Origin of the sequence: Streptomyces sp. NPDC046931 (assembly GCF_040644655.1) — a bacterium.
GTDB lineage: Bacteria > Actinomycetota > Actinomycetes > Streptomycetales > Streptomycetaceae > Streptomyces.
Genome location: NZ_JBEYWX010000009.1, coordinates 58,804 through 71,033 on the forward strand (window position 1 = coordinate 58,804; position 12,230 = coordinate 71,033).

Below are 12,230 nucleotides of genomic sequence, written 5' to 3' on the forward strand. Positions count from 1 at the left end.
GCTCACTGGTCTTGGGTCGTGCGGTGGACTTCCCCGATGTCCACCTTGCCACCGGCAGGCGCCGGCGCGGCGGAGAGCTTGGTCACACGGCGAGGCCCCCGGTCTCCCGGGGGCCCGAGGGACGGGCGAGCGGGTCAGCGCACGCCCACCGCCGCGAGGGCCGTGCGCTGCGGGGCCGTCGGCTGTGCCGGGAAGTACAGGTAGCAGACCCCTCCACTGCCGGAGACGACCTTGCCGGACGCGTTGTACCGCTTGGTCCTGAGCCAGATGTTCTCGAACTCCCGCCGCTTGTAGACACGCCGCACCGCGTCGTCGTCGGGCGAGGCCGGGTCGTTGGCGATCACGTCGCCCCCGGCGGTGAAACCGATCACGGTCATCAGATGACCGGAGGTGCCGTACCCGGCCCCGGTCAGCTCCTTCTCGAGGAACGACTGGGAGGTGATGGCGGGGATCCCCGCCGCGATCAGCCGCTCCAGGTCGGTGAGCGAGGAGAGCCGGGTGACGACGCCCTGGAGGTCCTTGAAGGTGGCCGCGTAGGCCGCGTTGAAGGGCCAGTTGCCGCAGCCCTGGTACTGGTAGTCGTAGGTGGAGCGGGCCGCGTGGCAGACCTGGGGATCGGCGTACGAGGGGTCGACCCAGGACAGCTGCCCGGGGGTGAGCCGCCGCCCCCAGTACTCGATGATCATCTGCGAGGAGGTGGGGCTGCACCACGCCTCGCCGCCGTTGTCGTACTCGGGGTACTGGCCTTTGTGGATCTCCTGCGAGTAGCGCGGGACGGTCAGCTCCCGGGCGAGTTGCGGGGCGGAGGCGGGGACCGTGAAGCGGTCCGGGATGTCGGAGCCCATGGCGCCCAGCCGCCACACGGTCGGGGTGAGCCGGGTGCCCGGAGTGCGGTAGAGGGTCAGGCGCAGCCGGTACGACACCAGGCGCAGGCCCGAGGCGGCGTCGGCGAGGGCGCAGGTGTCGGTCAGAACCTTGCTCTTGCCGTCGGTCTGGCCGTCGACGGAGGTCCGCCGGATGTCGCGGTCTCCGGCCGCCCAGCGGCCCATCACGTACCAGGGGGTGTCCGTGCCGTCGGAGTATGTCCCCTTCAGCTCGGCCTGTAGCCAGGTGCCCGCCGGGGTGTGCGCGTTCCAGGAGGCGATGGCCTCGGTGGACGGGACGGACAGCCGGTGCACGGGGGAGGTCCAGATGGCGTACTCCCAGCCGGCGGTCTTCCCGGTGTGCGGGTCGGTGTAGTCGACACGGCCGGCCGGGGTGCCGATGGCCACCGCGGGGCGGGCGCCGGCGAGGGCCCGCACACCCTGGCCGCTGCCGCTGCTCCAGTCGGAGTACGAGGTCCAGGCGCGGTAGTCCACGGTACGCGGGGATTCCTTCGCCGGTCCGGCGGCCGGGGCGGCGGCCGCCGGGCCCGCGACCGACCCGGTCGCCGTGGCCGCGGCCAGCGCCGCGGCGAGGACGGTTCTGCGGGACGGCTCGGGAGCTCTGCTCATGGGTGGGTGACCCCCAGATGTCCTGAAGCGGCGGTCGGACGCAAGGCGTGCGCCAACTATGGCGGTCGTCCGAGGAGTCCGCCAGCGCTTGGGCCGTCGGCGTGTCCACCACTATTGGTCCCGACCACTGGCAGGACCGGGGACCGCCGCGTCCGGCGAGGACGCGGCGGCGGGCACGGCGACCCCTCAGACGAGGTCCATCGCCGCCACCTCGTCCGGGCGGCCGTAGCTGACCGGCCCCTGGAAGCGACGGCGCGCGGTGGCGAACCACCACACCGTGGCGACGACCAGCACCGCGGCCAGGGCGATCGGTGCGTAGTTGAAGGAGTCGACGGTGATGGGCGACGCCTGGGGCAGCATGAACAGCCCGCTGCTGAGCAGGATCCAGGCGACGGCGACCACTCCGACGGGCCGGCTCCAGCGTCCGAGGTGCCAGGGTCCGGGACGGAAGTCGGCGCCGAGCCGGAGCCGCAGGAAGATCGGCACGGCGTAGGCGAGGAAGAGGCCCACGACGTTGACGCTGACGATCGCGGTGAAGGCGGTGTGGGACCACCAGCCGGGCAGCACCAGGGCGAGCGAGCAGGCGACCGCGAGCCAGACCGCCTTGACCGGCGTCCGGGTGCGCGGCGAGACCGAGTGCCACCAGCGGGAACCCGGCATCGCGCCGTCCCGGGAGAAGGCGAAGATCTGCCGCGTGTTGCTGGTCAGGTTGGCCAGGCCGCAGAAGAGCATGGCGCCGATGACGATCAGCAGCAGCGCCTTCGCCGGGCCCGTGCCCGCCCCGTCGATGAGGATCTGCACGGGCGGCGCCGCGGAGCCGGCCACCTTGGCGTAGTCGCCGATGCTGTACACGAGGGCGAGCATGAGGACGAGTCCGGTGGCCGCCGACCAGGCGATGGCGCGGGTGATGCCCCGGGGCGCGTTCACCGTCGCCCGCACCGTCTCCTCGGACATGTGGAAGCTGCCGTCGAAGCCGGTGAAGGTCCAGCTGGTGACAAGCAGGCCGAGCATGCCTCCGTAGAGCCCGTTGGTGAAACCGGTGTTGTTCACGAAATGCGTCACGAAGGACGCCGACCGGTGCTCGTCCGGGCCGACGACCAGTGCGCCCACGATCACCACGAGCCCGATCAGCAGCCACCACACGGAGATCCGGTTGAGGACCGCGACGAGACGCACCGTGTAGGTGTTGGCCAGCCCCTGGATCACGATGATCAGTGCGGTGATCAGCACGGTCTGGTGCGCGGTCGGCCGGTAGGAGGGCCACTGGAGGGCGAGGAACGCCTGGATGAACGTGGCGGCCGCGTATCCGGTGGCCGCGGTGCCGCCCACCTGGCCCACGAAGTTGAGCCAGCCGGTGTACCAGGACCAGGCGCCCCGATGCCGTCGGGCTAGCTTTCCGGCCGAGAAATACAGGGCCCCGCTCGTCGGGTAGGCGGACGCGACCTCCGCCATCGCGGCACCGACGAAAAGCACCATGACGGAGACCCCGATCCAGCCGAAGACGAGAATGCGCGGGCCACCCGCGTTCATTCCGAAGCCGAACGAGGAGAAAATTCCGGAGAGAATGTTGATGATGGTGAAGGATATGGCGAAATTGTCGAAGGCCTGAAACCTCCGGGTGAGTTTCCGCGGATATCCCATCGCGTGCAGGGTGGCGTCGTCGTCGATCGCGACGGGATCGCGGCCGGCACGCCGTCTCGTACGGGGCGTCGACATCCGTTCTGACACAACCGGACCTTTCTGTGGGGGTTGACGGTCGGGCGGCAAGACGGGGTCAGGCAGCTCCCGGCACGGGCAGCCCGCAGGCGCGGCGGGCTCTCGAGAGCTGTTCCTCGGGGTCGCCGAACACGCTCCACGGCATACGGGAGGCAAAGGGCCCCATGGCCACCAGGACGGCGCGCGCCTCGAACACACACTGGGCCATGACCAGCGCGTGCGCGAGGTATGCCAGGTCCAGCACCGGTGTGAAGCGGTATCCGGAGATCTCCGGCAGCCAGTTCTGGTAGACCGCGAGCGCGGTGGAGCGCCACTGGGGTTGTTCCCAGACGTGGTCGGCGAGTGACTCCGCCGGGTTGTAGCTCTCCACGAGCGCGACCAGTGGCAGCAGCCGCAGGGGCGAGGTGACGGGTGCCCGCTGGCCGAGAAAGGCGGCGACGTCCCAGGCGGCGTTCGCCGAGCCGCGGTGGCGGCTGAAGAAGTAGGCGAGAAAACGGTGGTGGCCCTCGCGGTGGAAGGGGTCGAGCCGCAGGATGTGCGAGAACAGCTGCCAGGGGCCCGGCGGCGCGGTGAGCAGCCCCTGCGGTGCGGGCTCACGGATCTCGTGCAGACGCGTGAGCGCCAGCCTGGCCACCCAGGGGGTGGGGTCGCGCGGCGCCATGACGGTGGCGCGGGCGCACGCCTTCAGCGCGATGCGCTCCAGTGGGCGGGTCCGCTCGTCGTGGGCGTCCGCGGCGCGCAGTGCCCGCACGACGGCGACGCGCGCCCACAGCAGCGCGGACTCGGCACTGGGTTCCTCGGCGAGCCAGCGCTCGGCCAGGTCGGAGTCGGCGGCCTCGGAGGCGAGGACCAGGGAGCGGTGGGCGCGCAGCCCGAGGTCGTCGCGGGTCTCGGCGAGCAGTCCGTTGGCGCCCAGATAGCGGCCGGCCCGCACTTCCACGCATACGCTGGCCAGCTCGCGGTCGTCGGCCGCCGGATGCCACACATACTGCCCTGCGAATAACCCCGCGGCCATGCTCCCCTGTCCGTCCCCGTACGACACCGGCGGTTGCGCACCAGCACCTTACTCACCATGCGGCACAACCGGAATGCCGTTTCCCGTCTCCTGGACAGCCCTGATCCTGAACAGCCCCGATGATTGATTCGTGAACAGTTCAATGCGGCACCACATTCCGGGCCACCCCCGCCCTGGGCGCTCACGTAAACTGTGCACCCGGAAAATGCCCGCGCCCCTTCCCGTCCAGGAATCGCCATTCACACGCTCGCCTCCCGCCTGCTGCGGCTGCCGCCCTCCTGCGGCCCCGTCCGCCTCATCGGCGTCGACGGGCACGCCGGCTCCGGGAAGTCCACGTTCACCGGACAGTTGGCGTCCGCGCTCGGCGGCGCGCCGGTGCTGCACCTCGACGACATCGCCACCCACGAGGAGCTGTTCACCTGGACGGACCGGCTGCTGCGCGAGGTGATCGCACCGCTGGGCCGGGGCGAGACCGCCCGCTATCGGCCCTACGAGTGGCGCACCCGGAGCTTCGGCCCCGCCCGCTCGCTGGCGCCCGCCGAGGTGGTCCTCGTCGAGGGGGTCGGCGCCGGACGCCGCGCACTGCGTCCGCACCTGGCACGGCTGCTGTGGATGGAGACGCCGCGCGAGGAGGCCTGGGAGCGCGGACGGTCCCGGGACGGCGAGGAGCAGAGCGCGTTCTGGGCGGGATGGGTCGCGGCGGAGCGGCGGCACTTCGCCGAGGACCCCTCGCGACCGTCCGCCGATCTCCTGGTGCGCCAGAGGCCGATGGGTTATCAGGTGCTGCGAGGACCCGCCGCGCCCCCTGGCCCGGACCAGTTGCTCACCCTCAGTGACGGACCCACGTCGTTGTGCTGAACATGTGAAGACCCTTGTGGGCGAACTTCTTTGACTGCATCACGTCGGCTTGACCCGGGGGCGGGACAGGACTTACGTTCTCAATGTGCGGTTTCGAAGCCGCCCCCAGAAACGCGAAGCCCCCGGTTGTTCCCCCGTGATCGGGGGCTTCGTTCTGCCCTGACCCCCCTCTCCGGGCGTTGTCAGGCGTGATCTGCTCACCCTCGGTCACCATGCGCAGTGCGCCCCGTCCGCCCCCACCTCGTCGAACGGGTTGTGCGGCACCCTTCGGTGCGCGACTCCCCCGCAGGTACGATGCCTCTCGGTGCGACCTTCGGACCGCTGCCTCGCGCACCGTTCCAACTCCGGTCCGCGGCACAGCAGTTCGAGCAAGGCGGCCGGCGGGCACGGGCCCGGCGGTGAACCACGGGGGCACGGTTTGTGGGGGACGTGATGGACTTCGGCACGCGGGGCCCCGAGGCCCCGGCCGACCTCGCCTGGCTGCGAGGCGTCGACGCCTACACGATGGGCGCCTATCCGCAGGCGGAGGAGGAGTTCCGCGCGGCGGTCCGGATGGACCCCGGGATGGCCGACGGCTGGCTCGGGCTGCACGCGCTGCGCGTGGACACCACGACCGCGCTGCTGCGGATGTTCCGCCACCGCGACCGCTTCGGGGAGCAGCGGGCGCGGCACCGGCGGAACCTCAACTCCTGGTACTGGCTGGGCTGGTGGGTGCAGCCGGTGCTGGAGAGCCCGCGAGACCTGCTGCTCGCGCACGCCTCGCACTGGCTGGACGGCCGCCATGTACCGGAGCTGGACCGGGCACTGGCGGGGCTGCCGCCCGTCGACACCGACCCCCAGGTCCGCTTTCTGCATGCCTGCCGTGCTTACCTCGTCAAGGACTGGGAGCAGCTCGTCCGGCACACCGATCCGCTGATCGACGACCCCATGCTGGGCATCGAGGCCGGACTCTTCGGCGGGATGGCCCGGGTCCGCCTGGAGATGTACGGACAGGCCGAGCCGCTGCTGTCCGCCGCGCTGATGCGCTGCCGCAGCGAGCAGCCGCAGCGCAAGGAGCTTCGGTACTGGCTGGCCCGGGCACACGAGGGCACGGGCCGTTCGGCGGCCGCCCTGCCCCTGTACCGGGCGGTCCACCGGGTCGACCCCGCGTTCATGGACACCTCCGCGCGGCTCGCCGCGATCGCCGAGGGCGACGGGTACGACGAGGCGGCCGACCTCACGGCGGTGGCGCTCGCCGGGAGCGGCGATGTGCTGGAAGGGCCGGACGGTCTCGACCCGTTCTTCGGCACCGAGGGCCGGGAGGTGAAGCTGTCCGAACCGGACCCCCCGCCGACGGGCCCGCTGCCGGCGCAGGGCGACCTCGTACGGGAGAAGGCCACGGCCTCCTCGCCGCCGCTGCCGACGGGCCCGACGGATCCGGCGCTGCTGGAGGAGGCACTGGCCGAGCTGGAGCGTATGGTCGGTCTGGAGCCGGTCAAGCGCCAGGTGAAGGCCCTGTCGGCGCAGTTGAACATGGCGCGGTTGCGGGCCGGCCAGGGCTTACCCGTGCAGCCCCCCAAACGCCACTTCGTCTTCTCGGGTCCGTCGGGCACCGGCAAGACCACGGTGGCGCGCATCCTGGGCCGGGTCTTCTACGCGCTCGGCCTGCTGGGCGGCGACCACCTCGTGGAGGCCCAGCGGGCGGACCTGGTCGGCGAGTACCTGGGCCAGACCGCGGTGAAGGCCAATGAACTGATCGACTCGGCGATCGGCGGCGTGCTGTTCGTGGACGAGGCGTACTCGCTGTCCAACTCGGGCTACGGCAAGGGCGACGCGTACGGCGACGAGGCCCTCCAGGTGCTGCTGAAACGTGCCGAGGACAACCGCGATCACCTGGTGGTGATCCTCGCCGGCTACCCCGAGGGCATGGACCGCCTCCTGGCCGCCAATCCCGGCCTGTCCTCCCGCTTCACGACCCGGGTCGACTTCCCCTCGTATCGGCCCCTGGAGCTGACGGCGATCGGCGAGGTCCTGGCCGCCGAGAACGGCGACGTCTGGGACGAGGAGGCTCTGGACGAGCTGCGCTCCATCGCCGGTCATGTGGTGGACCAGGGGTGGATCGACGAACTCGGTAACGGGCGGTTCCTGCGGACGCTGTACGAGAAGAGCTGTGCCTACCGGGACCTGCGACTGATCGGTTATCCCGGGGCACCGACCCGGGACGACTTGTCGACTTTACGGCTCCCGGACCTGATGCAGGCGTACGGCGAGGTCCTGTCGGGCCGGGCGCCTCAGGACCCCTCGGGCCGCTGACCTCGATCACAGCGGTTCACCCGCGCCCGTGGGGCGCGGGTGAACCGCTGTTCGATCAGCTTGCCACCGCTTCCCGCTCCTCCGGCATGCGCGGCTGGGGCGGGGCCTCGCGGTGGGCCGGGTCCCTGACCTCGCCCACCAGCAGTTCCAGCACATCCTCCAGGGCGACCAGGCCGAGCACCCGGCCGGAGCCGTCGGCCACCTGGGCGAGGTGGGTGGCGGCCCGGCGCATCACCGTGAGCGCGTCGTCGAGCGGCAGCTCCGCGGCGAGCGTGGTCATCGGGCGCCAGAGCCGCTGCGGCACCGCCCGCTCGGAGTCCTCCAGGTCGAGGACGTCCTTGACGTGCAGATACCCCATGAAGGCACCATTCTGTGCGACCACCGGGAAACGGGAGTACCCGGTGCGCGCGGTGAGCGCCACCACCTGTCCGGGGGTCACCGTGGGCTGCACGGTCACCAGCAGGGCCGGGTCGAGGAGCACGTCGGTCACCGGTCGTGAGCCCAGCTCCAGCGCGTCCTCCAGACGCTCCTGCTCCTCCGGTTCGAGCAGTCCCGCCTGGCCGGAGTCCTCCACCAGCTGGTTGAGCTGCTCGCTGGTGAAGACGGCCTCGACCTCGTCCTTCGGCTCCACCCTGAACAGCCTGAGGATCACCCGGGCGCAGGCGCTCAGCGCGACCGTCACCGGCCGGCACAGGCGCGCGAACGCCACCAGCCCCGGGCTCAGCCACATCGCGGCCTTCTCCGGCGCCGCCATGGCGAGGTTCTTCGGCACCATCTCGCCGATCACCAGGTGGAAGAAGACGACGGCGGCGAGCGCGATCACATAGCCGAGCGGATGGACCATCCCGTCCGGGAGGTGTGCAGCCTCGAACACCGGTTCAAGCAGGTGTGCCACCGTCGGCTCGGCGACAGCGCCCAGCGTCAGTGAGCAGACGGTGATGCCGAACTGGGCCGCGGCCATCATCTGCGGGAGCCGCTCGAGGCCGTAGAGCACCTGGCGGGCCCGTGCGGTCCCGAGCGGCTCGATCTGGCTGCGCCGCACCGACACCAGCGCGAACTCGGCGCCGACGAAGAGCCCGTTCACCAGCACCAGCAGCGCGGCGAACACGAGTTGGAGCAGGCTCATCGCACCGCCTCCGCGGCCGGCGCGGGGGCGTCCGCGACCTTGACCAGTCTGACCCGCTCGGCCCGGTAGTGCCCCACCTGGCGCACCGTGAGCCGCCATCCGGGCAGCTCGGCCCGGTCCCCGGGCGCCGGGATCCGGCCGAGCAGATCGGCGACGAGTCCCGCGACCGTCTCGTACGGCCCTTCCGGGACTTCCAGTCCTATCCGCTTCAGGGTGTCCACCCGGCAGCTGCCGTCGGCCTCCCAGGCGGGGCGCCCGTCCTCGGGCGGCGCTGCGGCCAGTTCGGGCAGGTCGTGCCCGTCGTGCTCGTCGCGTACCTCGCCGACGAGTTCCTCGACGATGTCCTCCAGGGTGACGACGCCCGCCGTGCCGCCGTACTCGTCGACGACGACCGCGATGGGCTGCTGGCTGCGCAGCAGCTCCAGAAGGGGCTGCACGGGCAGTGTCTCGGGAACGAGCAGCGGTGTCTGGGCGATGCGGACCACCGGGGTGCGGCGCCGTTCGTGCGCCGGCACCGCGAGCGCGTCCTTGAGGTGGACCATGCCGACGACCTCGTCGATCCTCTCTCGGTAGACGGGGAAGCGGGACAGACCGGTGGCCCGGGTCAGATTGACCACATCCTCCGCCGTGGCGGACGACTGCAGTGCGCTGACCTTCACTCGCGGGGTCATCACGTGCTGCGCGGTCAGCTCGCCGAGGGAGAGCGTCCGGACGAACAGGTCGGCCGTGTCCTGTTCCAGCGCCCCGGCCCGCGCCGAGTGCCGGGCCAGGGACACCAGCTCCCCGGGCGTGCGCGCGGAGGCCAGCTCCTCGGCGGGCTCGACGCCGAGCGCGCGCACCAGCCGGTTGGCGACCGCGTTGAGGGCCGCGATGACGGGCCGGAACAGCCGGGAGAACAGGTACTGGGGGCCCGCGACGAAGCGTGCGACCTGGAGCGGCCGGGAGACCGCCCAGTTCTTGGGTACGAGCTCGCCGATCACCATCTGCGCGGCGGACGCCAGCAGCATGCCGACGACCACGGCGATGCCGTCCGCAGCGCCCTCGGGGATGCCGGTCAGGGTGACGGGGCCGTGCAGCACGCGGGTGAGCGCAGGTTCGGCGAGCATGCCCACGACGAGCGAGGTGATGGTGATACCGAGCTGGGTGCCGGAGAGCTGGAAGGACAGCTCCTTGAGCGACTCGACGACCGTACCGGCCCGTCGGTCGCCGTCGGCCGCGGCCTTCTCGGCGTCGGGCCGTTCGACCGTGACCAGTCCGAATTCGGCCGCGACGAAGAATCCGTTGGCCAGGATGAGCAGGAAGGCCGCCCCGAGGAGCAGCAGGGTGGTGGTCATGATGCCGCCGCCTCCGCTTCGACACGGACCTCAAGGATGCGGTCCGCGCTATGTCGGCAGGGGGCGGCGCAGGTACTACAGGACGATCCGTCCATCGCCGGAGGGAGTCACTCCTCGGGTAGCAGGAACCCCTGAGCACCGGGCGGAACCTCAGGGGCGAAGGCGCAACGGAAACGCCTCTGCACACCAGATTAATCAAGATTCCGTCGTACGCGTCAGGGCGGGCGCCCCGGAGTCAGCCCGGATGTCGCCCGGGATCGGCCGTGGAGCGGGCCTCGGCGAGCGCGCGCAGCGCCCGTGCGTCCTGGATCGCCCGCTGTCTGGCGATGCCCGGCTGGATGCCCAGGGCAGGCAGGCTGGTGCCGTCGCTCAGATCGAGGAACACCCAGGGATCACCCGGACGCAGGTTGACCCGCAGAATCTCCGCCCAGTCGAGACGGCGCGAGCCGGCGATGTTGACGACGGTGACCCCGGACTCGTCGGCGACGACCTTGGGCCGGGAGAGCAGCAGCAGCACTCCGCACAGGAGGGCCGCCGTGACGATGAAGCTGAGCCGTTCCCCGGCGGTGAGCGGCTGCAGCAGCAGGCCTACCGTGGTGATGACGGCGAATATGGCGATCGCCGCGGTGACCAGCACCACTCGGGTGCGGGCGGGCCGGAAGGTCACGGGCAGGGCGGGCAGGTCCGACATCGGTGTGCGATCCCTCACAGACGGCAGGCGTGGATCGCCGTGGTCAGGATGGCCCGGGCACCGATGGCGTACAGGTCGTCCATGACCCGCTGGGCCTCCTTGGCCGGGACCATGGCGCGGACGGCGACCCAGCCCTCGTTGTGCAGGGGGGAGACGGTGGGGGACTCCAGGCCCGGGGTGAGGGCGACGGCCTTCTCCAGCTGCTCGACCCGGCAGTCGTAGTCCATCATCACGTACGTCCGGGCCACCAGGACGCCCTGGAGGCGGCGCAGGAACTGCTGGACCTTGGGTTCCTCGGTGTCGGCGCCGGTGCGGCGGACGACGATCGCCTCCGACTTCATGATCGGCTCGCCGATGACCTCCAGGCCCGCGTTGCGCAGCGAGGTGCCGGTCTCGACGACGTCCGCGATGACCTCGGCGACACCGAGTTCGATGGCGGTTTCGACGGCGCCGTCCAGGTGGACGACGGAGGCGTCGACACCCTTGTCCGCGAGGTGCTTGGCGACGATGCCCTCGTAGGAGGTGGCTACCGTCATGCCCGCAAGGTCCTCGACGCCGTTGGCGGTGCCGGGCTTGGTGGCGAAGCGGAAGGTCGAACGGGCGAAGCCGAGCGGAAGGATCTCCTCGGCGTTGGCGCCGGAGTCGATGAGCAGGTCCCGCCCGGTGACGCCGATGTCGAGGCGGCCGGAGGAGACGTAGATCGCGATGTCGCGGGGGCGGAGGTAGAAGAACTCGACCTCGTTCTCCGGGTCGACGATCCTGAGCTCCTTGGACTCCCGCCGCTGCTGGTAGCCGGCCTCATGCAGCATCTCCGCCGCAGGGCCGGACAGTGAACCCTTGTTGGGGACGGCGATGCGCAGCATGAGGTCGGCTTCCTTTGCTCGTTCGTGGGGACCTGTGTGCGGGCTGGCTCAGAGGTGGGCGTAGACGTCGTTCAGGGAGATCCCGCGCGCCACCATCATCACCTGGACGTGGTACAGCAGTTGCGAGATCTCCTCGGCGGCCGCCTCCTTGCCCTCGTACTCGGCGGCCATCCAGACCTCGGCGGCCTCCTCGACGATCTTCTTGCCGATGGCATGGACCCCCTTGCCCACCAGTTCGGCGGTGCGGGAGGTGGCGGGATCGCCGTGGGCGGCCTTGTGCTGGAGCTCGGTGAAGAGCTCCTCGAACGTCTTCTTGGACATGGTGGTGCTAACCCTAGCGCTCCGGGCGCTGTCTCAGTGCCAGGGCTCGGATACCGAGCGCAGCGTCGCCGCGGTCGCCACCGCCGCCGTGACGGCTTCGTGGCCCTTGTCCTCGTTGGAGCCCTCGAGGCCGGCGCGGTCCAGAGCCTGCTCCTCGGTGTCACAGGTCAGCACGCCGAAGCCGACGGGGACGCCGGTCTCGATGGACACCTGGGTGAGGCCCTGGGTGACCCCCTGGCAGACATAGTCGAAGTGAGGGGTTCCGCCGCGGATGACGACCCCGAGGGCGACGATGGCGTCGTAGCCGCGGCCCGCCAGCACCTTGGCGGCCACCGGCAGCTCGAAGCTCCCGGGGACCCTCAGCAGTGTCGGTTCGTCGATCCCCAGCTCGTGCAGGGCGCGCAGGGCGCCCTCGACCAGACCGTCCATCACCTTGTCGTGCCACTGTGCCGCGATGACGGCGACCCGCAGGTCGCTCGCGTTGCGTACGGACAGCTCCGGTGCACCCTTGCCGCTCACGT

At 70.9% G+C, this 12,230-nt stretch carries 11 protein-coding genes; 2 read left to right on the forward strand and 9 right to left on the reverse strand.

The window, feature by feature from the left end; all coding sequences use genetic code 11:
* Positions 1–134: 134 nt before the first annotated feature.
* The 3 genes from ABZ876_RS18020 to ABZ876_RS18030 all read right to left on the reverse strand — a co-directional run bounded on the left by ABZ876_RS18020 (position 135) and on the right by ABZ876_RS18030 (position 4,224).
* Positions 135–1,493 carry a peptidase C39 family protein gene (locus tag ABZ876_RS18020; protein ID WP_361781485.1) on the reverse strand — a complete coding sequence of 453 codons (1,359 nt, stop codon included), beginning with the start codon at positions 1,491–1,493 and terminating at the stop codon, positions 135–137.
* A gap of 186 nt (positions 1,494–1,679) precedes the next feature.
* Positions 1,680–3,221 (reverse strand): amino acid permease, encoded by a 1,542-nt coding sequence (locus ABZ876_RS18025; RefSeq protein ID WP_361781488.1) that lies wholly within the window; start codon positions 3,219–3,221, stop codon positions 1,680–1,682.
* Between the two features lie 46 nt (positions 3,222–3,267).
* On the reverse strand, positions 3,268–4,224 hold the full coding sequence (locus tag ABZ876_RS18030; protein WP_361781491.1) for a hypothetical protein: 957 nt from the start codon (positions 4,222–4,224) through the stop codon (positions 3,268–3,270).
* Between the two features lie 192 nt (positions 4,225–4,416).
* Between ABZ876_RS18030 and ABZ876_RS18035 the strand changes: the two genes are divergently transcribed.
* The gene (locus tag ABZ876_RS18035; protein WP_361781494.1) at positions 4,417–5,082 is read left to right on the forward strand and encodes a hypothetical protein; all 666 of its coding nucleotides are present in this window, start codon (positions 4,417–4,419) and stop codon (positions 5,080–5,082) included.
* Positions 5,083–5,514: 432 nt separating this feature from the next.
* Positions 5,515–7,374, forward strand: coding sequence for an AAA family ATPase (locus ABZ876_RS18040; protein WP_361781497.1), 1,860 nt, complete (start codon positions 5,515–5,517; stop codon positions 7,372–7,374).
* 55 nt (positions 7,375–7,429) lie between these two features.
* On the opposite strand, the gene ABZ876_RS18045 is transcribed toward ABZ876_RS18040, so the two are convergent.
* The 6 genes from ABZ876_RS18045 to ribH form a co-directional block, all read right to left on the reverse strand.
* Positions 7,430–8,500, reverse strand: a complete 1,071-nt coding sequence (locus tag ABZ876_RS18045; protein WP_361781500.1) for a hemolysin family protein — start codon at positions 8,498–8,500, stop codon at positions 7,430–7,432.
* Positions 8,497–9,834, reverse strand: a complete 1,338-nt coding sequence (locus ABZ876_RS18050; RefSeq protein ID WP_361781503.1) for a hemolysin family protein — start codon at positions 9,832–9,834, stop codon at positions 8,497–8,499. The genes ABZ876_RS18045 and ABZ876_RS18050 overlap by 4 nt, the downstream gene beginning before the upstream one ends.
* A 235-nt stretch (positions 9,835–10,069) precedes the next feature.
* Positions 10,070–10,525: a PH domain-containing protein gene (locus tag ABZ876_RS18055; protein WP_361781505.1), complete on the reverse strand. Its 456-nt coding sequence runs from the start codon at positions 10,523–10,525 to the stop codon at positions 10,070–10,072.
* Between the two features lie 14 nt (positions 10,526–10,539).
* Positions 10,540–11,388 carry an ATP phosphoribosyltransferase gene (gene hisG, locus ABZ876_RS18060; RefSeq protein WP_361781508.1) on the reverse strand — a complete coding sequence of 283 codons (849 nt, stop codon included), beginning with the start codon at positions 11,386–11,388 and terminating at the stop codon, positions 10,540–10,542.
* Positions 11,389–11,436: 48 nt separating this feature from the next.
* Entirely contained in the window at positions 11,437–11,709 is a 273-nt protein-coding gene (locus tag ABZ876_RS18065) for a phosphoribosyl-ATP diphosphatase (protein WP_361781511.1), read from the reverse strand.
* Between the two features lie 33 nt (positions 11,710–11,742).
* Positions 11,743–12,228 (reverse strand): 6,7-dimethyl-8-ribityllumazine synthase, encoded by a 486-nt coding sequence (gene ribH / locus ABZ876_RS18070; RefSeq protein WP_361781514.1) that lies wholly within the window; start codon positions 12,226–12,228, stop codon positions 11,743–11,745.
* Between the last annotated feature and the right edge of the window lie 2 nt (positions 12,229–12,230).